Source organism: Pseudalkalibacillus sp. R45 (assembly GCF_052246725.1).
GTDB lineage: Bacteria > Bacillota > Bacilli > Bacillales > Fictibacillaceae > Pseudalkalibacillus.
On record NZ_JBQQCL010000002.1, the window covers coordinates 301,468 to 326,695 of the forward strand.

Below are 25,228 nucleotides of genomic sequence, written 5' to 3' on the forward strand. Positions count from 1 at the left end.
TTTCCCGCAGAAGTGTCGTAAATTTCGCTTCAATCGAACTTAATCAAAACTCAACAATATAAATAGCTAAATACAAAAGAAAAAAAGTAGGACCGTTTCCTACTTTCATCCATTTTTCAAGTGTCTGTTTTCAAGTTTGATTTCAAGGCGTTCCATTGCTTCCTGGTCTTTCAGAAGCTCTTGTTTGTTCGCGTTGACCAGTTCTTTGAACGTCTGTTTGTTGCTTTTACGCATCCCGGATCCTCCTCGCACAAAAATCAATAGTACATTTATTTCCAGATCCTTTCAGGTTTATTCAAATTATCTGAAAGTTTTTAAATTGATTCGAGTGCGTAGAGAGATTATCGCTGTGACGGTCTGAATCCAGCTTCTTGCGCTTCTTCTTCACTGCAGAACATTTCTTCCGGCTTCGTGATCTGATAATATTGCCCGTCAGGCATATGATAGATCTTTTCTCCACTTGAATTGATGTTCCCCTTGATGGTACAAGAAGAATCCTTTTCTTTATCCGGTGATGCGTTTCCCTCTTCTAAAGTCTCCCGATTAAAACCGTCCTCTGTCACATAATTCTCAAGGCTCCAAATTCCGGTTTCTTTTTTCTGTGCGTTTCTTTGGATTTTCTGGAATCGATCGACATATTTCGTGTTAGGCGGAAAAATATAAGCCACCCTGGCAAGGCCTTTTTCAAGAAGCATTTCATTCAACATATTGCCTTCAAGATCATAAGCATAGGCTAAAATACGGCCGTACTTATCACGCTCCGAAACGTCCAGTTCAAGCTCCACACGTTTTCCTGCAAGCTTTTCTTTCATGAACTTGCTTGCTTCTTTTCCAAAAGGTTGGACGGGCTTACTTGGGTGGACTGTTTCTGGCGTATCGACCAATAACAGCCTGATCGTCTCTTCCTTACCTTCAAAATTTACTTTAAAGGTGTCACCATCAACCACTTTCGTCACTTCATAAGTACCATCAGGCGCTGCTTCTGAACACCCAACCAATAGAAAAATAAACAAAATCAAAATGAGTATGTATTTCACATTCTTCAATGCTTCGTTCTCTCCTTATGTATGTAAATAGCAGCCCCGGTTGGAGCTGCTATCTTTTATCTGACTTATGCGTTTTGTAATTTGTTACGAAGAACCATTTGAAGGATTCCGCCGTGACGGTAGTAGTCGATTTCAACTTCACTATCGAAACGTGCGATTACTTCGAATTTCTTCTCGTTTCCTTCTTCATCCGTCGCAGTGACAGTAAGCGTTTGACGAGGTTTAACGTTTTCGTCAATCTCCACTGAAATCGCTTCTTTACCAGTAAGACCTAATGTTTCAGTATTTTCTCCCTCTTTGAATTGAAGTGGGAGAACACCCATCAACACAAGGTTACTGCGGTGAATACGTTCAAAGCTTTCAACGATTACTGTCTGGATGCCAAGGAGGTTCGTTCCTTTTGCAGCCCAGTCACGAGAGCTTCCCATTCCGTAGTCCTTACCTGCAAGTACTGCAAGTCCTGTTCCATCTTGTTGATACTTCATGCATGCATCATAGATGTACATGACTTCTTCAGTTGGCCAGTAAGTTGTCCAGCCACCTTCAGTACCAGGAGCGATCTGGTTGCGGATACGGATGTTCGCGAACGTACCACGCATCATTACTTCATGGTTACCACGACGAGAACCGTAAGAGTTGAACTCAGATGGCTTGACACCGTTATCCATCAAGTACTTACCAGCAGGCGTATCTTTTCCGATTGCACCTGCAGGCGAGATGTGGTCAGTTGTGACAGAATCTCCGAACTTACCAACAACACGTAATCCATTAAGAGCTTCGACTTTTCCTGGCTCTTTAGAAAGACCTTGGAAGAACGGTGGGTTCTGGATGTAAGTCGAATCATCATCCCAGCTGTATAGTTCTTCTTCTGTCGTATCGAGTTCATTCCACTCTTTGTTGTCATCGAATACACGCTCGTATTCCTTCTTGAAGAGTTCCGGCTTGACTGCGTCACTCATTACAGCTTTGATTTCTTCGGTTGTCGGCCATAGATCTTTGAAGTATACGTCGTTTCCGTCTTTATCTTTACCGAATGAATCATTTTCAAGATCGAAGTCCACTGTACCTGCTAATGCATACGCCACTACAAGTGGTGGTGATGCAAGATAGTTCGCTTTTACAAGCGGGTGGATACGCCCTTCGAAGTTACGGTTACCTGAAAGGACAGAAGAAACGACAAGGTCAGCTTCAGCAATGCCTTCTTCAATTTCTTCAGCCAATGGACCAGAGTTACCGATACAAGTCGTACAACCGTAACCGACAAGGTTGAACCCGAGTTTATCCATGTATGGCATAAGTCCAGCTGCTTCAAGGTATCCTGTAACAACTTTTGATCCTGGTGCGAGACTTGTTTTTACGTACTCAGGTACTTCCAATCCTTTTTCAACCGCTTTTTTCGCAATCAATCCGGCACCGAGCATAACACTAGGGTTGGATGTGTTCGTACAACTTGTGATTGCAGCGATTGCAAGATCACCGGTACGCATATTGGAAACTTTTCCGTTTGGATGCTTGATTTCAACTGATTTGTTGATCTCTTCTTTTTCCAAACCGAATCCGCTGTTTCCTGCTGGAGAGACAAGTGCTTTGTTAAAGGATTCTTTCATGTCAGAAAGCGGAATCAGATCCTGTGGACGTTTTGGTCCAGAAAGGTTCGGCTCAAGCTCAGAAAGATTCACTTCAACAACATCTGTGAATTCAGGATCTTTTGTTCCTGGCGTATAGAACATGCCATTCGCTTTCGTATACTTTTCAACGACTTCGATCTGCTCAGGTGAGCGTCCAGTCAATCGAAGATAGTTCAATGTTTCTTCATCAACTGGGAAGAATCCGCAAGTTGCACCGTATTCTGGCGCCATATTGGAAATCGTCGCTCGGTCAGCAAGAGTCATATCTTGCAGACCAGGTCCGAAGAATTCGACGAACTTTCCGACAACGTTCTTCTGACGGAGCACTTGAGTCACTTTAAGTGCAAGGTCAGTTGCAGTCGTTCCGTTCGGCATTTCGCCTGTCAGCTTGACCCCGATGACTTCCGGCACTGGGAAGTATGATGGTTGACCGAGCATTCCTGCTTCCGCTTCGATACCACCGACACCCCAACCGAGTACACCGATACCGTTGATCATTGTGGTATGTGAGTCTGTTCCGACTAGTGAATCAGGGAAAGCAACTAGCTCACCATCTTCTTCATTCGTTGCTACAACTGAAGCTAAGTATTCAAGGTTCACCTGGTGGACGATACCTGTAGCAGGTGGTACGGCACGATAGTTATCGAATGATGTTTGCGCCCAACGCAAGAATTTGTAACGCTCAAGGTTACGTTCGAATTCACGCTTCATGTTGAATTTAAGGGCATCATCTGAACCGTACTTATCAACTTGTACCGAGTGGTCGATGACAAGGTCAACTGGAATTTCCGGATTGATTTTGTCTGGAGTCCCGCCCATATCAGCCATCGCTTTACGTAATGATGCAAGATCGACAACTGCTGGAACACCAGTGAAGTCTTGCAAGATGACACGTGAAGGTTTGAATGGAACATCAATGTCCTTGACGTCCTTCGTTCCCCATTTTGTCAGGTTTTCAATATGTTCTTTGTCGATTACTCTTCCGTCGTATTGACGCAAGACAGATTCAAGAAGCACTTTGATCGAGTATGGCAGTCTGGAAACGTCGCCAACCCCTGCGTTTTCAAGTGCTTTCAAGTCATAATAGTGATACGTTTTTCCATTTGCTTCAAACGTTTTTCTAGCATGATAAACGTCGTTTGTACTCATGCGAAAACCCTCCTTCTCCTAACCATGATACCCTACAAACGGGTATACTGTCGAAAGATTACTGTTTTTGTTTTTAATTGTTTTATCCTTCCTTCATTACTAGTTTAAAGGAAGGCCTTTCATAAGTAAATTCCAATATAGTTATTAAAGTTAATAAGTATTTCTTATGGAACTGTTCATGTATTAGTTTTAGTTATCGTTACAAACTAAACACACATGGAGGTGACATACCGATGGCAAAACCTAAACGAGGGAATAATCAAAAGGAAATCTCCGATGAGCAAGCTGTACAGCAGACAACCCAATTCGATCATGAATATGCCAATGAGCCTTTAACCGAAGCAGAAAGGCAGCATAATAAAAAGCGGAAAAAGAATCAATGATCCTCCGCAAAAAGGGGCTGAACCAATTGGCAAGCCCCTTCCTTATAGGCGTTCATAGAGCACTTTAATATAAGTCTTTCCGTAAATTGTAGAGGTCTTCTTGGTACTGACGAAGCTGCATGCATTGGTGTTCACTGGCGACTTCAAGTGCATTATCAATTTGCTGTAGGGCTTCAGACAACTCTTGTTCGAACTGCTGTTGTTTTGTAGCAAAATCCGGATCTGCTGAACTCTCAAGTGCAGTTCCATTCGATTGGATTGCCTGTTCGTAACCTTGCTGCGCGGCTTGGAATGCTTGTTGTTTATCTTTATGATACGGCATGAGAATTCCTCCTTTTCATAGTCGGTCTGTCATTAATATGAGACACAGGAGTAGGATTTATTCCATCACCCATTATGAATATCATCACCCCACCTCTTCCATACTAAAAATGAATCGAAGACATCGCCAAAACACTGAGGAAGGCTGGACTATATATGAACCTCGCCAGAATCAATCGCCAGTAAAGGAGGGCTTTCAATGACTGAAAGGAACACTTCTAAAGACCAACGGAAAAACGCACCTAAGGGCGAAAATCCTGGACAACCAGAACCGTTGGATGGGTCTAAAAAAGTGAAAAACCGTAATCATACAAGACAAAAACACGGCGGACGGATGTAATGAACAGATAAAGCTGCCGGGGTATAAACAAAAAACCGTATTATAGACCTTCAAGATGGTCTTCTTACGGTTTTTTTACCCCTATTTTTGCAATTTAAACGAAAATTTCGTTGAATATTTTCACCATCTGATCTTGTTCATCGTGCGTCACTGTCCGGAAATCTAAAATGAACTGTTCTTCTTTAATCCTCCCGATGACAGGCGTTTCTGCACCACGTAATTTCGTAAATAATGCCTTACTCGACAGCGATTCATGTTTTACGGATACGACATAAGTCGGGAGTTTGACCTCCGGCATCGTTCCCCCACCGATCATCGAAACACTCTCTTCAAGATTGACCGTTAAGCTTCCAATCGTTCTGACACCTTCAATGAACTGCTTTGCTTGTCCCTGTATTTCTGCAACTGGCTGCAGAATATCCCGTACAGTCGGAATCTCTGCGATACGATCATACTTATAGGCTTGCAACGTTGCTTCTAGCGAAGCCAGGGTGAATTTATCGACACGTAAGACGCGTGCGAGCTGATGCTTTTTCAGCTTTTGGATCAATGAGCTTTTACCAGCAATAACCCCGCATTGAGGTCCACCGAGGAGCTTATCGCCACTGAACGTCACAAGATCGACTCCTGACGCTAACACCTCTTTTACAACCGGTTCCTCCCCAATCCTGTCAGCCATGAAATCATATAAAGCACCGCTGCCCAAGTCCTCATACGTCAAAACATCCTCGTGCTGCTTCGCTAATTCAACGAGTTTTTCTGCGGGAACAGACGCTGTAAATCCGACCACTTTAAAATTACTCGTGTGGACCTTCATAAGCAACGCTGTTTCTTCATCAATCGCATGTTCGTAGTCTTGCACATGCGTTTTATTGGTCGTCCCTACTTCTTTAAGGACTGCCCCGCTTTCCTCCATGATCGAAGACACACGGAACGAACCACCGATTTCCACGAGTTCGCCTCTGGAAACGATAACATTTTTACCAGCAGCAAGCGATCTGAGTACTAGGAAAACTGCTGCCGCATTATTATTAACGACCATCGCCGCTTCGGATCCAGTAATGTCACAAATCAATTCTTCTACCAAATCATGCCTGGAACCTCTAATACCTTCAGTAATGTTATATTCCAGATTCGAGTAATGACGGGCTACTTCTGTCATCTTTTCAATTGCATTTTCACTTAAACGCGACCGTCCTAAGTTCGTATGGATCACCACACCCGTCGCATTGATCACTGGCCGGATTTTATGTACTGCTGGAGAATTCAATCTCTCATTTAGCTGATCATAGATGATATCGACCATTTCTTGCTTTGTTTCACAAGACAGCCGATTTCCAGCTAAAATCTGTTTGCGTAACGCTTCCAACTGTTCCTGGATCATGACCGTAAGACCATTTTGCGTAAGTCCTCCGTTTTCGATCATATCCTGAAAACGGGCATCGGTCTGAATGACATGGACAGCTGGAAGTAAACGTAGTTGTTCCTTCATACGAATGTCCTCCTAACGAAATCGATCCCTGCCTGTGAGGCGAAAGAACACCTCCAGGGCAGGACCCGCGGGAGGTGCTCGGTTATCCGTTCATCTTTTCGATTTCATTAAACAATTTTTCATTATCGGGAAATTCTCCGATATCAAGCTTGGAATACAACTTCTGATCATTGACCGTCACTTCGAATGCCCCGCCAGAGCTCGGGATCAAATCCAGTGAAGTAACGTCTGAACGGAATCGATTAAACAATTCTTCCGCGAAACTCGCGGCTTTCGGCGCGTAGTTTCACTGCATGCAGAATTCCACAGACACTTTATAACTCATCGAAAAACTCCTTTCTTCATCATTGAAAGTGTTTTCAAAACTTTGATATGTTAATTCTAGTATATTATTTCTCATTTCGCAAAAAAGTTGTTTATACTTATAAAAGGAGGTGCTAATGATGAGTAAAGAAGAGAAAATCCGATTGACCACCCTTTCATCTAAAGGTGGCTGAGGATGCAAAATCGGTCCTGAAGACCTGGCGCAAGTCTTGCGTCAATTACCTGAAAGAGAAAAAGACCCTAACCTCCTTGTAGGTTTAGATACATCTGATGATGCGGGAGTCTATAAACTGACAGATGACCTTGCCATCATCCAGACGGTCGATTTTTTCACTCCGATTGTCGATGATCCTTATCAATTCGGACAAATCGCGGCTGCCAATTCCTTGAGTGATGTGTATGCCATGGGCGGAAAACCAACGACAGTGTTGAATATCCTAGGATACCCGATCAAATCACTCGGTCCAGAAATCCTGGCAGAGATTCTAAAAGGAGCTTCTGATAAAGTCCACGAGTCTGGTGCCGTGATAGCTGGTGGCCATTCAATCGATGATAATGAGCCAAAATTCGGACTTTCCGTCACAGGAATCGCCCACCCGGATAAAATCTTTAAAAATGTTGGGGCACAAGCCGGTGACGCTCTGGTTTTGACAAAGCCGATCGGGGTCGGAATCCAGACAACGGCAATCAAGAGTGAACGCTTGACGGATGAACAGCTTGAACGCGTCACGACAACAATGGCAACCCTTAATAAAACAGCCGCTGAAGAGTTAGCTGAATTCCACCCAAATGCAGTAACGGATGTCACTGGTTTCGGACTATTGGGACATGCTTCAGAAATGGCTCGGGGAAGCAATGTGTCGATGCACATCCAATACGGCAAGGTTCCTATCCTCGAAGGTACGATGGAACTCGCAGAGGCTGGCGTAGTCCCAGGCGGTACGAAAGCGAATCATCGCTGGATTGCAGATGATGTGGAGTATGATGGGGTGAACGAACTTCACCAATGGATCCTTTGTGATGCTGTCACGTCAGGTGGCTTGTTGATCAGTATGCCTGAAGCGGAAGCAAAACTGTACGTGGAACGAATGAAAGAAAAAGGTGTAGAAGCGACCTCCATCATTGGAGAAGTGACTGAAAAGCAAAAACGATATTTATATGCGAGCAAATAAGATTGAAGAAAAGGATGGCTTAGTTGAGTCATCCTTTTTCGTTTGCACCGATATGCCCGATAAATTCCACATTTGCACCGATAACACTCTTCCTGCCCGCCACTGAGCATTCATATCCCTACTCCTCCAATGATACTGACCATATTCCTTAGTTTTTCAATCGGATATATACATTTAAATATTCTGATAAAATTTTAAAAAAAGACTTGAACTTCACTCTGATTTGATGTAAGTTTAGTTTCAAAATTGAATAATCGAATTTCTTATCCAGAGAGGTAGAGGGAATGGCCCGATGACACCTCAGCAACCATCAACACGTTTTCACGTTGAAAAGGTGCTAATTCCAGCAGGTTCTATGAACTTGTAAAGATAAGAAGAATGACACTACATACAAAAGTCTTCTTCTTAAGAAGGCTTTTTTCTTTTTTTTCAGGCGTTTTACAACTAAGGAGGATTATTAATGTACACATTCGAAACGAAACTAGCCCAGATCGGAAACCGCAGTGAGAGCCTCACAGGAACAGTCAATCCACCTGTATATTTCTCAACTGCATACCGGCATGATGGAATCGGTCAATCATCCGATTATGATTATATCCGGACAGGAAATCCAACACGAAAGATTCTTGAAGAGACCATCGCCGACCTAGAAGGCGGTGATCAGGGGTTCGCCTGCAGCTCCGGGATGTCTGCAATCCTGACATTGCTCTCGTTGTTCCAGTCAGGGGATGAATTCATTGTTTGTAAAGATTTATATGGCGGAACTTACCGGCTCTTTGAAAAAGGTTTCCGTAAATGGGGGCTTAACTGCAAGTATGTCGATACGGTAGACCCCGCAGCGATTGACCATGCGATCACAGACAAAACGAAAGCGATTTTCATCGAGACGCCGACCAATCCGCTTATGGAAGAGACAGATATACCAACCGTTGCTGCAATTGCAAAAGAACATGGATTATTGCTCATTGTCGACAACACCTTCTACACACCTCTATTGCAACAGCCGATTGAGCATGGGGCGGATATCGTCATCCATAGTGCCACCAAATATTTGGGGGGTCATAATGATGTCCTTGCTGGCTTGATCGTCGCAAAAGGAAAAGAACTGTGCGATGCGCTGGCAGACCACCATAATGCGGCAGGTGCTGTGTTGAGTCCATTCGATTCCTGGTTGTTGATGAGAGGGATGAAAACATTATCTTTACGCATGGAAAGACATCAGGTAAACGCGCAGCGTATCGCAGACTACTTGTCGACACACGAAGCTGTCCCCGATGTGCTTTACCCCGGTCGAGGCGGAATGCTTTCTTTCCGGATCATCGACGAATCCTGTGTCGATCCGCTTTTACAATCACTGTCACTGATATCCTTTGCGGAGAGCCTGGGCGGTGTCGAAAGCTTCATCACCTACCCTGCTACCCAGACACATGCAGATGTACCGGAAGAAATCCGCACGAAAAACGGTGTCTGTAACAGGCTGCTCCGGTTTTCTGTCGGAATAGAAGATGCCGATGATCTCATTAAAGACTTAGAGCAATCACTAACAAAAGCATGTACGGAGGTTTTAACATGAGTCACCAAAATAAACTATCATTTGAAACGAAGCTCCTTCACAATGACCATAAAATCGATCCGGCAACAGGCTCGGTCAGTGTTCCGATCCACCCTTCTTCTACCTACCACCAGTTCGATATCGACGAGTTCGGAAAATACGATTACAGTCGTTCATTGAATCCGACAAGGGAGGCATTGGAAGAAACGATCGCCTCGTTGGAAGAAGGCTCAAGAGGTTTCGCTTTCGCATCTGGAATGTCTGCGATCTCAACCGCTTTCCTCCTTTTGTCGCAAGGTGACCACGTTCTCATCTCGGAAGATGTATATGGCGGCACCTATCGTATGGTAACAGAGGTCCTGTCAAGATACGGAATTGACCATACATTTGTGGACATGACCGACCTTTCAGAGGTTGAAAAGCAGATTCGTCCAAATACGAAAGTTATTTATGTAGAGACACCTTCGAATCCGCTGCTGAAGGTTACAGACATCGAATCCATCGCAAAGCTGGCAAAACAAGCAGGCGCTCTTACTTTCGTTGATAATACGTTTTTGACACCAGCCATACAAAAGCCTTTGGCACTTGGAGCCGATGTTGTATTGCATAGTGCGACTAAATTCCTGTCAGGCCATAGTGATGTCGTAGCCGGTCTTGCCGTCGTTAAAGATGAGGCGATTGGAGATAAATTGGCATTCTTGCAAAACTCATTCGGCGCAGTCCTTGGAGCTCAAGATTCATGGCTCGTCCTCCGCGGACTGAAAACACTTCATGTAAGACTTGAAAAATCGATGGAATCTGCTGAAAAAATCGCACGTCATCTCCAAGGACATCAATTAGTAAAGCACGTCTATTATCCTGGACTTTCAGATCACAATGGGTATCACTTGCAAAATCACCAGGCAACTGGCGCTGGAGCTGTCCTTTCTTTTGAGCTTGAAAATGAACAAGTTTTACGGTCATTCGTCAAAAAGGTGCAACTGCCTGTATTTGCCGTTAGTCTCGGGGCTGTGGAATCAATCCTCTCCTATCCCGCAAAAATGTCACATGCTGCAATGCCAGAAGTGGAACGGAGACGGAGAGGAATCACGAATTCGTTGTTACGATTATCCGTCGGTCTTGAACATCCAGATGACCTCATCCAGGATATTGAGACAGCACTGGAACACCAGGTCAACATCGCAGCAACACCAGGCTTTTGAATTAGAAAATCAACATTTCATTTCACAATACCTTCTTAATAACATAGAAACGCCAGTGATTTCGTATGCGAAACCACTGGCGTTTAATATGAGTGGAAATTATTTAATCGGGACTTGTTTCCCTTATTCATCATAAATCCGGCTGAGCCACTCTTCGGATACGCCATCTGGTGAGCCATCATAGATCAGCTTTCCGTCCTTTAAGGCGAGTACTCTTGTCGCATACCGTTTGGCTAGTGTCACATCATGGACATTGATGAGTGTAACGAGCTCATGTTTCTTATGGATTCGCTGGATGAGATTAAAGATACGATTCGCTGTCCCTGGATCGAGACTTGCGACAGGTTCATCTCCAAGAAACACTTTCGGCTTCTGAAGCAATGCGCGAGCTATGGCTACACGCTGCTTTTGCCCTCCACTTAAATGTTCGACTCTTTTATACTGATGATCTGTCAATTCCACACTGCTTATTGCCCTGAGTGCTTCTTCCTTTTCCACTTTTGAAAAATAACCGATCAAATTTTTCCAATCGTTTCGTTTTCCGAATGTACCCGTGAGCACATTTTGCATAACAGATAGACGAGGAATGAGGTTGAAATGCTGAAAAATCATCCCCATGTTTGTGCGTACTTTCCTTAGGGCTGGTTCGTTAAACTTGGTGATCTCTTCTCCTAGAAAGTAGACTCTTCCTCCTGTTGGCATGTGCAAGCCATTCAAACATCGGATCATCGTCGACTTTCCTGCCCCGCTTTTCCCTAATACACAAACGAATTCCCCAGGATTCAACTCCAGATTGAAATCAGCCAATGCATCCTTATTCGAACCTCGATATCGGACAGTTACATGTTCAAGTTTGATAATCGGCTCCTTATCCATCAAATCACCTTTTCCCTGATTTTGCTGCCTGCGAAGTCCACAATAACCACCATGATCATGATCAGAAGCACATCGATCGCAACAGACGAATACGCGAATACTTTAAAATGATTGAACAACTGCTGCCCGATACCTCCCCCACCGATGAAGCCCAAAATGAGAGACGTCCGGATCGCTACTTCGAACCTGTAGAAATAATGCGATAATACATTCGGCCAGATTTGCGGGAGAATCGAGAAGACATTCGCAATCCAACCTGTGGCACCAACAGATTTCATCGCTTCTTGCGGCCCGACTTCCGCTGCTTCGATCAGTTCCGAAATCAGTTTTCCGAGCACACCGATATTATGAAGGATGATTGCAAGGACGGCTGGAAATGGCCCTAATCCCAATGCTGTCAAAAAGACCAGACCAAAGACGATTTCAGGTACCGATCTCAAGAAACTTAGACTGATACGGAAAAAGCCATATAAAAAAGGCGAACGGCTCGTGTTCCGAGCCGCCGCGAATGCTAGTGGCAATGCAAAAACGAGTCCAAGGAAACTTCCCAGGAATGCCATGGCCAATGTATCAAGACTCTCCATGATCATCCTCGGTAAAATTTCCATATTCATCGGGAACCAACCAGACAAAAAGTCAATCATATTCCAAAAATCCTTGAATTTTGCCAGATCAAATTCTGTTGCGCGCATACTCAGCTGGATGACTACGATGAGTCCTATCACAATATATAAGTGGCGCCTCTTGAACCAAGCCATGAAATCTACTCCTCTATAACTCCTTGCTTAATTGCTGCTTTACGGATACTTTCATAATCTTCGTTGCTTGCCTCGGTGAAACCAGAAGCTCCGAATGCATCCAAGATTTCTTCATCTTCTATTCCAACGAAAACCTCTTGCAGCTTCTTTTTTGTTTCTTCATCCATTCCTTTGTTGACAGCCCATGGGTATTGGAACAGCTTGTCAGATTCCCAAATGACTTTCAATTGATCACCATCGACTGTCCCAGCTTCAACGAGTTGATTGTAGATCGCACTGTCAACCGCTCCAGCAGTCACTTGTTTGTTCTGCACTGCTAAGGATGTTGCGTCATGTGAGCCAGTGAATCGTACTGTTTTGAATTCGTGGTTGTCTTTATCGGTATAAACGTTACGATCTTTCAATTCGATGCTAGGAATCAACGAGCCTGAAGTCGAGTTCGGGTCACCAAACGCGAAATCGACCTCTTTACTTTCTTTCAACAGGTCTTCCAGAGACTCATAGGGATTGTCGTTATGGGTGATGATGTAAGAATGATAAAACGGTTCACCATCAACGAGTTGTGTAATGATGGCCTCAGCTCCACTCTTTTCATGGGCGATGACATACGTCAATGGTCCGAAAAACGCCATATCAATCTTTTCGTAGTTCATTGCTTCGACTACCCCGTTGTAGTCAGGGTATGTATCGATTTTGACTTCTCGGTCCAGTTCCTTAGATAGTTTTTCCTGGAGCTTATCCATCGCGCCTTGCATTTCACCTTCTGTTTGGGAAGGGATGACGCCGATGGTCAGTTCTTCACCCTTTTGATCCGATCCTTCATCGCTACCGCCACATGCTGCAAGAACGGCTAAAAGAAAGACTATAACCATTGCAAATGATTTTTTCATAGTTGTTCACCTCTTATGGATTGATAAAGTACTTGATATTGCTGCATTTCTTTCTCAAGGGAAAATTCATTCAGCATCCGATCCCTGCCCTTTTTTGACAGTTGTTCATAGAGGTTTTCATCCTTGATCAGCTGTAAAAATTGCCCCTTGAACTGCGTCGGATTTTCAAAAATAAAGCCATTGTTCCCGTGATCGATCAAGCTTTCATTCCCCGAATTTTTCCTTGCGATGACCGGTTTCCCATGATATAGGGCTTCCATCAGTGCAATCGGCTGTCCTTCAGATTTCGACGTATTGATGACCACATCTGCCCATTCATATAAAGCTGACATTGATGCGAACGGAACACTTCCTATATATCTAAACCATGGATGCTTGTTTTCATAGTGCCTGACAAGATCTGTTTCTTCTTTTTCAAGAGGTTCACCTGCAATGACAAATTCCAGATCAGGGTAGTTGAGGGTCAATGATTCAACTTCGTCCATAACATAGAAAACATCCTTTACCTTCCGAATGCCAGATGGCAAAAGAATTCTAGGGCGACCATTAGGTAAATGGATATCCAATGATTCCTTTTTCTCTGGAATCCAGATACTCTGAGGCACCACCTCAACCCTGTCTCTGAGTTCAGGGTAGGTTGCGATGACCTTCTCTGCAGCTTCCACTGTAAAAACGGTTATAAAGGAAGCGTTCAATAATAAGTCTTTTGAAATTGGATGATCCATCTTTTCATTTACATCAGTCCCGCCGGAAGTGACAATATAAGGTTTTTCTAAGCTTACCCTTTCTTGCTGCATCCACTTCGAGAACCTGTCGAAATGTAAAATATGAAAGAGGTCACAAGACTCCATTTTCTCCTGAGCCGCCTGAGCCCAATTCTCCTCTTCATATGCGAAAACCTCGACAGGAAATCCCAGCTCACGGAGCCCTTGCACAATCCTTCGAGCCGTAATTGAATTACCGCGCTGACTATGGAGATAAGGACTCAAAAATCCTATCTTCGTTTCATTGGTTGTCTGTGAGGTATTTCTCAAGCTTATGATTCACCCACTTCCTTTGATCATCAACACGGAGTGTCATACCTAAAGCATCTACTTTTTCAAGGAAAAGGATGCAGTATTTGCGTGACAGTTTAAGGATCGCCTTCGCATCCTGTACAGTAAAAGACTCTGAACTCGTTCCATCACGCAATGCAATCAGCGCTCTATCAAACACTTCTCGGTGGACGAAAGTTCCGTCTTCGAGCGTCATAGCTTGTCCTGTCTCAATCAGATAACGCTCCAATTCTTCGAAATAGTTTTGAGGAATGCTCTGTTGGTTGAACATTTCCTCTAATCCTTCGTGTTTGAATCCCGCCTCTTTCAATTGCTGTATAACATTTTGCAGCCGTTTTTCCCACTGTTTTGGAAAAGAAGGCGTATGTCGACCCTGTTTTAAGTAATGGCCGATTTTTACAATTGATTCCATTTTCATTGATTCAGATAGCGCAAATTCGACAAGTACTCCAGGGTAAAGAATCTTTAATTCCTGTACGACCTCGGCTTTCCCAGGCCCGATCCTCATAGGGAACTTAACGTGATAGTCTGCTAGCAAGCCTTCCAGCCGGTTTCTAGCTGAATCTACCTCATCGGATAACGCAACCAGATCGGTATCGATATTGACAACGATGTCCTGTTTTTTCATTTCTTCAACCGTTCGTTCTGTATCTTTTTCAGGCTCCCCAATCTCCTTACTTAAAGCGGGGATCGTTGCAGCTTTCATTGTCTCAAGCGCACGAGTAATCCGCTCCTCGCTTGTGCCTTCCATTTTCTTTTGAAGCATATCGATCGTTACTGATCCGAATTTATACTTTTCACCGAAAGGATCAAGAACCCATCCACCTCCGATCGTTTCTACAGGAGATGGTCTACGGAGAATGAACCGGTCCCCTCTCAATACCGATAATTCTTCATCTAATCGAACCTGACAAAGAATGTTCATGTTATCGCTCTCACGCAATTCATTCCGGTCAAAAAAGACAATTGTCCCCATCACTTCAGACGTTCCGGTATGAAGCTTCACTCTGGACCGTTGCTTGAGGTCATAATCAAGTTGACGATGAACATCGAGAACGAGATCGATCGTCTTCGAAGGACTTAAGGAACGATTTGTCGTCAACTGATCGCCACGCGCAATCTCTTTTGAAGAAACCCCTCCGATGTTGATCGCGGCACGCTGACCCGCCATTGCATGTTGGACTGTTTGTTTGTGGACCTGGAGCTGGCGGACCCTGACCTTTTCATTCCGAGGTAAAAGGATTACCTCATCTCCTTCATGTACGGTCCCTTCAAAAACCGTTCCACGTACGATTGCTCCTTTTCCTTTTAAAGTGAAAGCCTGATCGATCGGCATCCGGAAGTTTGAGGAAGAATCCCTTTGCTTCACTTTGGGTAATTGTTCAATAATCCCCTTCTTAAGTTCTTCAAGTCCTTCTTTCGCCAAACTGTCTACAAAAAACATGGGAGCTTTTGCGAAAGTTCCTGCTGTAAATTCACTGCGGATGTCGTCTTCTACAAGGCTAAGCATTTCAGGGTCTACTTTGCTGGTTTTCGTGACAGCGATGACGGCATGTTCAATCCCAAGGTAACTTAAAATTTCCGCATGCTCTCTTGTCTGCGGCATGACTCCTTCATCTGCTGCTACGACGAGAATGACAAAGTCAATCCCGGCAACACCAGCAATCATCTGCCGGATAAACCGTTCGTGGCCAGGAACATCGATGATGGACACCTGAAAGCCTTCCCCTAAATCAAAAGGCGCATAGCCCAGCTCAATGGAAATATTCCGTTCTTTTTCTTCCTTTAAACGATCGGTATCGATATTCGTCAATGCTTTTGTCAACGACGTTTTACCGTGATCGATATGTCCCGCCATACCAATTGTAAAATATGTATCGGCCATGCAATTCACCTACTGCTTTAGATTCTTATTCTACTTTATCGACTCAAGGGTAGAGAAGCAAGAATTTCCTCTTGTTCTGATTGAGTTACTCGGGAATACACTATGTAAAGAAATAAACTAGACCATCTTTTCAGCTGCTTTCTTTTTTTCAATATATCTGTAGATGGTCGCTCGGCTCAGTCCTGTTTCCTTTACAATATCGCGCATCGTATAATCACCGGAACAATACATATCATACGCCTTTTCTTTAAGATCAATATTCATTTCAGATCTCCCAAGCTTCACCCCTTTTTCACGTGCGTTATCAATCCCTGATCGAATCCGTTCACTATGGACCTCCCGTTCGAAATCAGCAAATATATCAATCCAGTTGAAAACAGACTCTCCATTTTCTGAAGAAGTATCGATGTTTTGTGTAAGCGAAATCAAATCGATTCCACGTTCTTTCAATTCGTCCGTTATGGATTGGAGATCCTGGATACTCCTGGCGAGTCGATCCAACTTCATGACAACCACGATATCGCCTTCCCTTGCATAATCGAGCATTGCCTTCAAACCAGAACGTTCGATGTTACTATTTGAACGATCGTCGGTGAATACCTTATCACATCCAAATTCCTCGAGCACCTCCACCTGTTCCTCAAGCGCATCATTCCGTGCTGCTACTCTTGCGTACCCAAGCTTCGCCATATCTCTGCTCCTTTCAAATCATCGATTATGTTACTTCTATGATATAACAAAACAGTGATGTTTCATAATTGTGTATCATTTTAAAATATTAATGAGATATATTTTTGATACACCCATAATAATGATGGTTCTTTGTGCCTATAAATGTATCATAAAAATAAGTTAATGATACATTTAGGGGAGGAGTGGATAACTGGGGATAACTGGGGATAACTATATTTCAATTGTGACAAAAGGATTTGTCGTATCAAAATATTCAGATTTTGATACGGAGGATAAACAGTGGAAAACTCTGGACAACTGGGGATAATTTTGTAACGTTTTCGTTACATGGGAAATCGTTACATTTATTGGTGTTTTTGAGACGATCTGTACTTTCGTGGATAACTCACCGGATTGGGGATAACTATATTTCAGAATTATTACACAAATTCTGTTCGCTTTTCGACATAAAGCGGCATAATTTATATCGGCCTCCATATTAACAAAGTTGAGTAAATTTTTCATTAATGATTTAAAAATCCATTGATTGATTTCTACGAAATTCACTCCCTTTCCGCGGGCAAACGAAAAGCGGATTTGCGCCGAGTAACTGCAGGCGCAGGACATACTTGTACAGGATGTACTGACTTCGACGTTCACCACAGGACGTGGTGGTATTTAGTCGAAGGTCATTATATACTCGAAGATCTTAATTCGCTGCGGCGTCTCGCCTGGCTCGCTTTCCCCGCAGGAGTGTCGCGAATTTCGCTTGAAATCATTTTTTGACTTGAAAAAGTTTAGCTAACAACAGAACTGATCTTCTGGTCAAACATCTTCTGTTTAAGCGTTTTGAATCTATGAAATACAGATCCTATAGGAAGAACAATTTACGTTTCAATGTATCTTCCCCTCCCCTACCAACTGTTGCTTAGGAGGTAAATGACTTCGATCAATGAAATTTAAAAAAATCGTCATTTCGACAAATGGTGACTATAGTCCGCAATGTTTTTTGTTACTGATTATAAGAAAAACCATAGGATTTGATATTTTGTCGAAGTCTCTATATAATTAATTCCTGTGAGAAAGATGGGGCTGGTTGTACACCTGGTGAGTGCCTGGGTCTTCAAAACCCTGAGGGAGGCGCGTGCCGTCTCCGGTGGGTTCGATTCCCACACAGTCCCGCCAAAATACATATAGAAAGACTTGCGCCATATTAGACGCAAGTCTTTTTCATTTCTATTAAACTGTTTTTGGAGTTAGGTCATAGCAGCGGTTGTAGATCCATTTGTAGCTTTCTTCGTTCAACTTACGTGGGTTACCGACTGTTTGTGGGTCTTTCATTGCTTCCTTTGCAAGGCGCGGGATCATGTCCTCTGGTACACCTTGCTCTTTCAATGTTGGAATATCCATTTCTTCTACAAGCTTGTAACTTTCGTTGACGGCTGCTTTCGCTGCTTCGTTTTCGGTCATGCCGTGTGTATTCACGCCCATTGCTTTTGCAATACGAGAGAACTTGGCTGGGTTCCCTTTCCAGTTGTATTCCATAACTGGTCCAAGCATTGTCGCTACACATTGGCCGTGTGCTACCGGTACGATTCCACCAAGTGTTTGTGCCATTGCGTGCGCTGCACCTGCAGATTCGCTACCGTAAGAAAGTCCAGCAAGCATTGCCGCTTGTGCCATACCGTAACGTGCTTCAACGTCTTCAGGGTTTGCATATGCACGACGGATGTAGGTTGCTACATACTCGATTGCGAGAAGTGCGACTGCATCTGTAATCGGTTGTGCATAATGCATTGTGTAACACTCGATTGCGTGAGATAGTGCATCAACTCCAGTCATTGCTGTTACATGCGGTGGCATGGATACATGCAATTCTGGATCGATGATTGTCATGTGTGCTGCAATCAATGGTCCGCCAGTATTGAACTTGAATTCGCGGTCTTCATCAGTGATGACTGCCCATTGCGTTACTTCTGAACCAGTTCCAGCAGTTGTCGGAATCGTAGTCAGTGGCGGGATTCGTTTAGTTAAAGGCTTCTTCCCTTCCGCTGCTTCATATTCAAGGACAGATTCACCGTGTACGACTTCTACTCCAATTGCCTTCGCTGTATCCATAGAGCTTCCTCCACCAACTGCAACCAATCCTTCACAGCCTTCTTCTGTGAAGACTTTCGAACCTTCGTTGACGATTCGTACTGGAGGGTTCGGTTCTACTTTATTGAATACGACGATTTCGATACCAGCAGCTTCTAGAGAATCTGTAACAGGCTTCGTCACACCAGCAGAGTAGATACCAGGGTCTGTGACTAGCAATACCTTTGAAACGCCTAGGTTCTTCACTTCTTCCCCAGCATGCTTGATTGCACCGATTCCGTGCTTGATGACTGTTGGAATTTCGAATGTATGAAAGTTATTCATGTGTTCAATGTTCATATTTAATGCCATGATTAAATTCCTCCTCTATTTTTTATCTCAGAAGCTATCTTGTTCAGTTATCCTTGAAAGAATTTTTTCATTTCTCGGGTATTCTGTTTAATTCTTAGGATAATCTGTTCACTTCTCGAGATATTCTGTTCACTTCCTAAGATAATCTGTTCACTTCTCAGATTAATCTGTTCACTACTGCTTTTATCCTTTGAACCAGTTGATTGGTTCTGGTTTATGGTTTTCGAAGATGTGTTTCACTTCTGTATATTCTTCTAATCCTTGTTTACCGAGTTCTCGTCCGATACCGGATTGTTTGTAGCCACCCCATGGTGCCTGTGCGAAATATGGGTGGAAATCGTTGATCCAAACTGTACCGAGACGAAGCTTGCTTGCAACACGTTCAGCCTTTTTCGAATCCGTCGTAAAGACTGCCCCTGCAAGACCGTAAGTCGTACTGTTTGCGCGCTTTACCACTTCTTCTTCTGTTTTGAAACGCTCTACAGTCAGTACTGGACCGAAAATTTCTTCCTGAACAATTCTCATATCGTTTTCACATTCAGTAAAGATAGTAGGCAAGTAGAAGAATCCCTCTTGCAATTCAGGATCCTCCGGGCGTTGTCCTCCGACAACCAGCTTCGCGCCCTCTTCTTTTCCGATTTCAACATACTTTTCAACTTTTGCACGGTGTTCTGCAGAAATCAGTGGTCCGGATTCAGTCGCTTCATCAAACCCGTTGCCCAGTTTGATTTTTGCTGCGCGTTCCACGAGCGCATCGACAAATTTGTCATGAATAGAATCTTCGACCAGCAATCTAGATCCTGCGGAGCATACTTGGCCAGCATGAAAATAGACTGCATTAAGCGCCTGATCCACTGCAGTATCAAAATCTGCATCAGCAAAGACAATGTTCGGATTCTTCCCGCCAAGTTCAAATGCGAGTTTTTTCATATTGCCAGACGCCGCATTCATGATCTTACGCCCTGTTTCAATTCCACCAGTGAACGAGACGAGATCGACATCATGGTTTTCAGCCATTTCTTGTCCAACTGTCGCTCCAGCACCTAGAACAAGATTGACGACCCCGTTTGGAAAACCGACTTCTTCCATGATTTCAGTGATCTTGATCGTAGTGAGTGGTGTAATTTCACTCGGCTTTATAACAATCGTGTTTCCTGCTGCTAATGCAGGTGCGATTTTCCATGAAGCTTGTAACAAAGGATAGTTCCAAGGTGAAATTTGCGAACATACACCGACAGGTTCGCGAACCATTTTACTAGAAGAATCCGGAATTGGAGATTCAATGATCTCTCCGCCGTCTTTATCTGCTAAGCCTGCGAAATATCGGAAGACTTCTGTAATGTCGTCCATATCTGCAAGACTTTCCGTCAACGTCTTACCTGTATCAAGACTTTCTAATCGAGCAAGTTCATCTTTTTGCTCTTGGATTTTCTCAGCAATCTGAAACAGTTTATATCCGCGTTCATTGGCCGGAGTAGTTACCCACTCTCCTTCATCAAATGCAAAACGCGCAGCTTCAATTGCTTTGACCGCGTCACGACGCTCACCTTCAGTAACCAACGCAACGACTTCCTGATTGAAAGGATTAATGATTTCTCTTATTTCTGCAGATTCGGAATCAATCCACTTTCCGTTTATGAACATCTGTAGGTGTTTCATGGAATCCCTCCTCGTTTATTTTGTTAAATTTTTATTTAACGTTTTGAACAATTTTAATGCTAACAAAGATTATTTTTCCTTGCAAATGCAAAAGCTTAAAAAAATCCTGATTTTTTTGAAGTTGATATTATATATATAAGTAGGTTTTTCGCAAAATCTTTTCACAAAAAAGTTCGATTGGCAATGTTCCCAGGAAAATGATGTTCTGTGATTTGACTTTATCTCTGAGACCTGTATCATAATGAATGTAAAATTTATATTGAACGTTTTTTACAGACTTTATCAATCTTTTCATTAAAAGGGTGATCTAGTGGACAAGGAAAAGCAGTTGGACGTATTGGAAAGCGCTCGGAATAACGTTGTCCGTTCCATTGCAGAAACAATGGACCTTTATGGGGTGACTCCATCTGTCGGGAAACTCTATGGAACGATGTATTTCCGCAATAAATCAATGTCATTGGATGAAATGAAAGATGAATTAGGAATGAGTAAGCCTAGTATGAGTACGGCGGTCAAATCGTTACAGGAAATTGATATGATCAAAAAAACGTGGGTGAAAGGTTCCCGCAGAGATCAATACGTATCTGAAAAAGATTTCTTCAAGCTGTTCATCCAATATTTTTGCAAGATGTGGGAGCGTGAGGTGAAAATAAACCTCGACGCGATTGAAGAAACCCGGAAAGAACTCAATACGCTTTTATCTCAACCTGATTTAGATGAAGAAGTGCGAGAGGAAGCGGAATATAGTCTATCACTTTTAAGAGAGTCGAAAAAATATTACTTCTGGTTATCTGATCTCGTAACAAACTTCCGCTCAGGGGAAATATTCGATTTGGTCCCTATCCCCGAGTTGGATGAGGAATAGAATGGATTTATCCTAAAGAAGGAGGTGAAGCTGACAGTTTGTTTGAATCTCCCTGAGTAGAGGGACTCGAACATACTTTTAAAATAAAACTTACAAGATTATACAACAGGAGGAGATGCACGTTTTGCCACAGCAAACAACAGAACAAACAAACTCGAAACGTAACATGTGGATTTTTCTCGGAATTGTCGTAGCAGCTTTCATTTATATCATCGCAACGAACGATGGCATCAATTGGGGCGGCTTTATTTCCATGCTGGTCTTTTATGGCATCGTCTATTATATCGGTGCTGTCCTTGCGAAAAAGAAATCGGATACCATTTCAGACATGATGATTGCAAAACGTTCGATGCCGCTATGGATCGCAATGTTCACAATGGCCGCGACGTGGGTCGGCGGCGGTTATATAGCTGGTACCGCTGAATACACCTATTCTGATGGGCTCGTTTGGGTCCAGGCACCATGGGGGTATGCGTTGAGTCTGATCATCGGCGGTATTTTTTATGCCCGTAAAATGAGACGTTATCAATTTATGACGATGCTCGATCCGATCGAAATGAGATTCGGTAAGAAAACAGCAGGGCTCTTATATATTCCAGCTTTACTTGGAGAAATTTTCTGGAGTGGAGCGATACTTACAGCTCTTGGCACGACTTTCGGTACGATTTTGGGCCTTGATTTCAAAACGTCCATCATACTGTCAGCTGCAATCGCGATTGCTTACACTGTTGTCGGCGGTATGTGGTCTGTCGCTTTAACGGACGTAATCCAGATGTTATTCATCATGATCGGACTCTTCGTCGTCGTCCCATTTGCTTTTGGGAATGTCGGCGGTTTCACTGATACAGTTGCCAATTATAAAGAAGAAATGGCGGGTTATTTCAGTCTCTTCCCTCCATTGAACGGGTGGACAGATCCCGCCTGGGGCAATTGGTATTGGAACTGGTGGGACTATGCGTTGCTGCTTGTGTTCGGAGGAATTCCATGGCAAGTGTACTTTCAACGCGTACTATCAGCTAAAACAGAGAAAACGGCGATGTGGCTTTCGATTTCAGCAGGGTTCATTTGTATCATTGCTGCAATACCGGCAGTATTCATTGGTATGATCGGACTTAACGCTGATTGGACAAGTTTCGGTGCTAGTGAACCGGAAAATGCCGCGATGGTTTTACCATATGTCTTGAACTTCTTGACACCTGAAGTGATTGGGGCGATCGGACTTGGTGCGATTGCTGCAGCCGTCATGTCCTCAATGGACTCATCAATCCTCTCAGCCTCAAGTATGGCTGCGTGGAATGTGTATCGACCTTTGATCAAGCCGAAAGCGACTGGTGAAGACCTGAAGAAGATCATTAAGCGCTCGATCATCATGGTCGGTATCGCTGCAACGATCATTGCATTGAATGTCAAGAGTGTCTATGCATTATGGTATTTATGCGCAGATTTAGTCTATGTCATATTGTTCCCACAGCTTACGATGGCTCTCTTCTTCAAAGGAGCGAACAAATATGGCGCCATCGCTGGATTTATCGTTTCACTAATCCTTCGGATAGGTGGAGGCGAACCAGTCTTGCACCTGCCTACATGGATTCCGTATCCGATGATAGAAGACGGCGTTGTCCTCTTCCCGTTCAGAACATTAGCGATGGTATCTGGTCTCATTACGATTTTCGTAGTTTCAAAGTTAACGAGAAAACTGTGTGAGCCGATGCCATTGAAGATGCCTGAGGAAAGAGAAAAGCCGTATGCAGCCTCATAATGGGGAGTTTAAAAGGGATGGCCTTTATGAAGGCTATCCCTTTTTGTATACATTTTGATGGGAGGGAATATGAACTTATTTTTTCTCTAACCATTGGGTATACCTTAACTGTTCGATTGTGGCCTGTCCAATTCCAAACATAGCTGCTTTCAACTCGAATTCAATCCGTTCGAATTGTTCTATCATCTTCTCACGATCATCTCCTACAGATAATGGCAATAATGCACGACCGAAGCCGACCAGATCAGCTCCTATTGCGATTGCTTTCGCGGCTTCTACTCCATTCTGCATACCGCCGCTCGAAATAACCTTTGCATTCAGTCCACATTTTTTAATATCTTCTAGACAAGTCGCAGTCGGATTTCCCCAATCACGAAACGCGTCAGCAGCTTGATAACGTTTAGGATCCTGGTTACGATATTTTTCGACTTGGATCCAAGAAGTTCCTCCGGCACCAGCCACATCAATGAAAGCGACACCTGTTTCCACAAGGCGTTTAGCCGTATGTCCATCAATTCCCATCCCGACTTCCTTAATGCCTACAGGAACTTCCATTGCATTAATCACAGATTCCATTTTTTTAAGCAAGCCGGTGAAATTCGTATCTCCTTCCGGTTGAAAGACCTCCTGTAACGAGTTCAGATGTAAGACGAGACCATCCGCTTCAATTAAATCGACTGCTCGCCTGCATTCTTCAACACCGAATCCATAATTCAGTTGGACTGCACCAAGATTGGCAAGTATGGCTGCAGTCGGGGCAAACTTACGGATTTGGAAAGATTCTAGTACACCTTCATTCTCAATAGCAGCCCTCATCGATCCGACTCCGATTGCCCATCCTTTTTCTTCTGCTATTTCCGCTAATTTTTCGTTGATCCTCTTAGCTTTATCGGTACCACCCGTCATCGAACTTACTAAAAAAGGAGCATTCAATTTCTTATTTAAAAACGATGTTGATAAGTCAACAGCTTCAAAATCGAGCTCAGGGAGTGGATTGTGCCGAAAGCGATATTGATCAAATCCATTCGTATTTTCATTTTGAACAGGTTTAGTTAAGGCAATATCGATATGTTCATCTTTTCTTCTCGTTGTTTGATCCTTCATGTTATCCTCCATGGGTCTCCTCCCTTCTATTCTATATATTTATCTTTCACTGTTTTATTGAAACTTATTTAGATTACATAATGTTTTTATGGTCTATTTATTCTTTCTCATAATTTTGATGATGCTTGATTTCATATTTTAAGTGCCTGTATAATGATGAAAGAATAGCACGATACACAGGGGTGGCAAAATGTTAGAAGGTTGGTTTGCATGGTTCATCGTCTTCTGGACGCTCTTTTTGATCGCGATGTTTGCAATCGGTGGATATTTCATGTTCCGCAAATTTCTTAAAAGGCTTCCGAAAGAAGACGGTATGTCCATCTTAGATTGGCAGGATCATTATATAAAAGAAACAAAGCACATGTGGTCACCCGAACAGAAACAGTTACTCAATGAACTCGTCGAGCCTGTTCCTGAGCTTTTCCGAGACATTGCCAGAGATAAAATCGCCGGTAAAATAGGTGAGTTGGCTCTTCAGGAAAATGTAAAAACGATCGATCAAGATCTGATCATACGTGGTTACATCATTGCAACACCGAAGCGGGATCACAAATTCCTGGTTAAGAAATTAGACCAGAAAAACATCGACATGGCACCATATAAACAATTATTAGGCTAACTAAAAGGCTGATCCGCTGGATCAGCCTT

At 43.3% G+C, this 25,228-nt stretch carries 22 protein-coding genes, 1 tRNA gene, 1 pseudogene and 1 riboswitch; of the genes and pseudogenes, 9 read left to right on the plus strand and 15 right to left on the minus strand.

Going from position 1 to position 25,228, the window contains the following annotated elements; translation table 11 throughout:
- Positions 1 to 105: 105 nt before the first annotated feature.
- The 3 genes from ACTWQL_RS07355 to acnA all read right to left on the minus strand — a co-directional run bounded on the left by ACTWQL_RS07355 (position 106) and on the right by acnA (position 3,823).
- Entirely contained in the window at positions 106 to 234 is a 129-nt protein-coding gene (locus ACTWQL_RS07355; protein ID WP_261133724.1) for an FbpB family small basic protein, read from the minus strand.
- Between the two features lie 107 nt (positions 235 to 341).
- The gene (locus ACTWQL_RS07360) at positions 342 to 1,037 is read right to left on the minus strand and encodes a thermonuclease family protein (RefSeq protein ID WP_443141853.1); all 696 of its coding nucleotides are present in this window, start codon (positions 1,035 to 1,037) and stop codon (positions 342 to 344) included.
- Positions 1,038 to 1,111: 74 nt separating this feature from the next.
- The gene (acnA, locus tag ACTWQL_RS07365; RefSeq protein WP_443141804.1) at positions 1,112 to 3,823 is read right to left on the minus strand and encodes an aconitate hydratase AcnA; all 2,712 of its coding nucleotides are present in this window, start codon (positions 3,821 to 3,823) and stop codon (positions 1,112 to 1,114) included.
- 233 nt (positions 3,824 to 4,056) lie between these two features.
- Here acnA and sspO point away from each other — a divergent pair, with 233 nt between their 5' ends.
- Entirely contained in the window at positions 4,057 to 4,206 is a 150-nt protein-coding gene (gene sspO / locus ACTWQL_RS07370) for a small acid-soluble spore protein O (RefSeq protein ID WP_443141805.1), read from the plus strand.
- 64 nt (positions 4,207 to 4,270) lie between these two features.
- On the opposite strand, the gene ACTWQL_RS07375 is transcribed toward sspO, so the two are convergent.
- Positions 4,271 to 4,528 carry a hypothetical protein gene (locus ACTWQL_RS07375; protein ID WP_443141806.1) on the minus strand — a complete coding sequence of 86 codons (258 nt, stop codon included), beginning with the start codon at positions 4,526 to 4,528 and terminating at the stop codon, positions 4,271 to 4,273.
- Positions 4,529 to 4,726: 198 nt separating this feature from the next.
- On the opposite strand from ACTWQL_RS07375, the gene ACTWQL_RS07380 reads away from it, so the two are divergent.
- The gene (locus ACTWQL_RS07380) at positions 4,727 to 4,867 is read left to right on the plus strand and encodes a small acid-soluble spore protein P (protein ID WP_443141807.1); all 141 of its coding nucleotides are present in this window, start codon (positions 4,727 to 4,729) and stop codon (positions 4,865 to 4,867) included.
- 94 nt (positions 4,868 to 4,961) lie between these two features.
- On the opposite strand, the gene selA is transcribed toward ACTWQL_RS07380, so the two are convergent.
- Complete coding sequence (gene selA / locus ACTWQL_RS07385; RefSeq protein WP_443141808.1) at positions 4,962 to 6,359, minus strand: L-seryl-tRNA(Sec) selenium transferase; 1,398 nt, start codon at positions 6,357 to 6,359, stop codon at positions 4,962 to 4,964.
- Positions 6,360 to 6,441: 82 nt separating this feature from the next.
- Positions 6,442 to 6,633 (minus strand): annotated as a pseudogene (locus tag ACTWQL_RS07390) (Rdx family protein); the annotation flags it as partial.
- 169 nt (positions 6,634 to 6,802) lie between these two features.
- Between ACTWQL_RS07390 and selD the strand changes: the two are divergent.
- The 3 genes from selD to metC all read left to right on the plus strand — a co-directional run bounded on the left by selD (position 6,803) and on the right by metC (position 10,609).
- Complete coding sequence (selD, locus tag ACTWQL_RS07395) at positions 6,803 to 7,855, plus strand: selenide, water dikinase SelD (RefSeq protein ID WP_443141809.1); 1,053 nt, start codon at positions 6,803 to 6,805, stop codon at positions 7,853 to 7,855.
- A gap of 260 nt (positions 7,856 to 8,115) precedes the next feature.
- A riboswitch (SAM riboswitch) is annotated at positions 8,116 to 8,231 on the plus strand.
- An 84-nt stretch (positions 8,232 to 8,315) separates the two neighbouring features.
- A complete protein-coding gene (locus tag ACTWQL_RS07400; protein ID WP_443141810.1) occupies positions 8,316 to 9,428 on the plus strand; it encodes a methionine biosynthesis PLP-dependent protein in 1,113 nt (370 codons plus the stop codon).
- On the plus strand, positions 9,425 to 10,609 hold the full coding sequence (metC, locus tag ACTWQL_RS07405) for a cystathionine beta-lyase (RefSeq protein WP_443141811.1): 1,185 nt from the start codon (positions 9,425 to 9,427) through the stop codon (positions 10,607 to 10,609). Before ACTWQL_RS07400 ends, metC begins: the two co-directional genes overlap by 4 nt.
- Positions 10,610 to 10,732: 123 nt before the next feature.
- Here metC and phnC read toward each other — a convergent pair whose 3' ends face one another.
- The 6 genes from phnC to ACTWQL_RS07435 form a co-directional block, all read right to left on the minus strand.
- Complete coding sequence (phnC, locus tag ACTWQL_RS07410; RefSeq protein ID WP_443141812.1) at positions 10,733 to 11,485, minus strand: phosphonate ABC transporter ATP-binding protein; 753 nt, start codon at positions 11,483 to 11,485, stop codon at positions 10,733 to 10,735.
- Positions 11,485 to 12,243 carry a phosphonate ABC transporter, permease protein PhnE gene (phnE, locus tag ACTWQL_RS07415; RefSeq protein WP_443141813.1) on the minus strand — a complete coding sequence of 253 codons (759 nt, stop codon included), beginning with the start codon at positions 12,241 to 12,243 and terminating at the stop codon, positions 11,485 to 11,487. Before phnE ends, phnC begins: the two co-directional genes overlap by 1 nt.
- A 5-nt stretch (positions 12,244 to 12,248) precedes the next feature.
- Positions 12,249 to 13,133, minus strand: a complete 885-nt coding sequence (phnD, locus tag ACTWQL_RS07420; RefSeq protein WP_443141814.1) for a phosphate/phosphite/phosphonate ABC transporter substrate-binding protein — start codon at positions 13,131 to 13,133, stop codon at positions 12,249 to 12,251.
- Complete coding sequence (locus tag ACTWQL_RS07425; RefSeq protein WP_443141815.1) at positions 13,130 to 14,167, minus strand: glycosyltransferase family 4 protein; 1,038 nt, start codon at positions 14,165 to 14,167, stop codon at positions 13,130 to 13,132. Before ACTWQL_RS07425 ends, phnD begins: the two co-directional genes overlap by 4 nt.
- Complete coding sequence (gene selB / locus ACTWQL_RS07430; RefSeq protein ID WP_443141816.1) at positions 14,139 to 16,073, minus strand: selenocysteine-specific translation elongation factor; 1,935 nt, start codon at positions 16,071 to 16,073, stop codon at positions 14,139 to 14,141. The genes ACTWQL_RS07425 and selB overlap by 29 nt, the downstream gene beginning before the upstream one ends.
- 117 nt (positions 16,074 to 16,190) lie before the next feature.
- On the minus strand, positions 16,191 to 16,763 hold the full coding sequence (locus ACTWQL_RS07435; protein WP_443141817.1) for a recombinase family protein: 573 nt from the start codon (positions 16,761 to 16,763) through the stop codon (positions 16,191 to 16,193).
- 1,070 nt (positions 16,764 to 17,833) lie between these two features.
- On the opposite strand from ACTWQL_RS07435, the gene ACTWQL_RS07440 reads away from it, so the two are divergent.
- Positions 17,834 to 17,930: transfer RNA gene (locus ACTWQL_RS07440), tRNA-Sec, on the plus strand.
- Between the two features lie 54 nt (positions 17,931 to 17,984).
- Here the strand turns inward: ACTWQL_RS07440 and ACTWQL_RS07445 are convergent.
- Entirely contained in the window at positions 17,985 to 19,193 is a 1,209-nt protein-coding gene (locus ACTWQL_RS07445) for an iron-containing alcohol dehydrogenase (protein ID WP_443141818.1), read from the minus strand.
- 183 nt (positions 19,194 to 19,376) lie between these two features.
- Positions 19,377 to 20,852 carry a betaine-aldehyde dehydrogenase gene (gene betB, locus ACTWQL_RS07450; RefSeq protein WP_443141819.1) on the minus strand — a complete coding sequence of 492 codons (1,476 nt, stop codon included), beginning with the start codon at positions 20,850 to 20,852 and terminating at the stop codon, positions 19,377 to 19,379.
- Positions 20,853 to 21,162: 310 nt separating this feature from the next.
- Here betB and cudC point away from each other — a divergent pair, with 310 nt between their 5' ends.
- Entirely contained in the window at positions 21,163 to 21,717 is a 555-nt protein-coding gene (gene cudC, locus ACTWQL_RS07455) for a choline uptake/conversion transcriptional regulator CudC (protein WP_443141820.1), read from the plus strand.
- 115 nt (positions 21,718 to 21,832) lie between these two features.
- The gene (locus ACTWQL_RS07460) at positions 21,833 to 23,476 is read left to right on the plus strand and encodes a sodium:solute symporter family protein (protein WP_443141821.1); all 1,644 of its coding nucleotides are present in this window, start codon (positions 21,833 to 21,835) and stop codon (positions 23,474 to 23,476) included.
- Positions 23,477 to 23,551: 75 nt separating this feature from the next.
- On the opposite strand, the gene fni is transcribed toward ACTWQL_RS07460, so the two are convergent.
- Positions 23,552 to 24,580: a type 2 isopentenyl-diphosphate Delta-isomerase gene (gene fni, locus ACTWQL_RS07465; protein ID WP_443141822.1), complete on the minus strand. Its 1,029-nt coding sequence runs from the start codon at positions 24,578 to 24,580 to the stop codon at positions 23,552 to 23,554.
- A 190-nt stretch (positions 24,581 to 24,770) separates the two neighbouring features.
- Between fni and ACTWQL_RS07470 the strand changes: the two genes are divergently transcribed.
- Entirely contained in the window at positions 24,771 to 25,199 is a 429-nt protein-coding gene (locus tag ACTWQL_RS07470; RefSeq protein WP_443141823.1) for a DUF2621 domain-containing protein, read from the plus strand.
- The last annotated feature ends 29 nt before the right edge of the window (positions 25,200 to 25,228 follow it).

Coding starts and splice junctions, on each gene's coding strand:
- ACTWQL_RS07445 (WP_443141818.1), bottom strand. CDS start 19,193: ATGGCATTAAATATGAACATTGAACACATGAATAACTTTCATACATTC.
- phnE (WP_443141813.1), bottom strand. CDS start 12,243: ATGGCTTGGTTCAAGAGGCGCCACTTATATATTGTGATAGGACTCATC.
- ACTWQL_RS07435 (WP_443141817.1), bottom strand. CDS start 16,763: ATGGCGAAGCTTGGGTACGCAAGAGTAGCAGCACGGAATGATGCGCTT.
- metC (WP_443141811.1), top strand. CDS start 9,425: ATGAGTCACCAAAATAAACTATCATTTGAAACGAAGCTCCTTCACAAT.
- betB (WP_443141819.1), bottom strand. CDS start 20,852: ATGAAACACCTACAGATGTTCATAAACGGAAAGTGGATTGATTCCGAA.
- ACTWQL_RS07355 (WP_261133724.1), bottom strand. CDS start 234: ATGCGTAAAAGCAACAAACAGACGTTCAAAGAACTGGTCAACGCGAAC.
- sspO (WP_443141805.1), top strand. CDS start 4,057: ATGGCAAAACCTAAACGAGGGAATAATCAAAAGGAAATCTCCGATGAG.
- ACTWQL_RS07375 (WP_443141806.1), bottom strand. CDS start 4,528: ATGCCGTATCATAAAGATAAACAACAAGCATTCCAAGCCGCGCAGCAA.
- selB (WP_443141816.1), bottom strand. CDS start 16,073: ATGGCCGATACATATTTTACAATTGGTATGGCGGGACATATCGATCAC.
- selA (WP_443141808.1), bottom strand. CDS start 6,359: ATGAAGGAACAACTACGTTTACTTCCAGCTGTCCATGTCATTCAGACC.
- acnA (WP_443141804.1), bottom strand. CDS start 3,823: ATGAGTACAAACGACGTTTATCATGCTAGAAAAACGTTTGAAGCAAAT.
- fni (WP_443141822.1), bottom strand. CDS start 24,580: ATGAAGGATCAAACAACGAGAAGAAAAGATGAACATATCGATATTGCC.
- ACTWQL_RS07380 (WP_443141807.1), top strand. CDS start 4,727: ATGACTGAAAGGAACACTTCTAAAGACCAACGGAAAAACGCACCTAAG.
- ACTWQL_RS07460 (WP_443141821.1), top strand. CDS start 21,833: ATGCACGTTTTGCCACAGCAAACAACAGAACAAACAAACTCGAAACGT.
- ACTWQL_RS07470 (WP_443141823.1), top strand. CDS start 24,771: ATGTTAGAAGGTTGGTTTGCATGGTTCATCGTCTTCTGGACGCTCTTT.
- phnD (WP_443141814.1), bottom strand. CDS start 13,133: ATGAAAAAATCATTTGCAATGGTTATAGTCTTTCTTTTAGCCGTTCTT.
- phnC (WP_443141812.1), bottom strand. CDS start 11,485: ATGGATAAGGAGCCGATTATCAAACTTGAACATGTAACTGTCCGATAT.
- ACTWQL_RS07400 (WP_443141810.1), top strand. CDS start 8,316: ATGTACACATTCGAAACGAAACTAGCCCAGATCGGAAACCGCAGTGAG.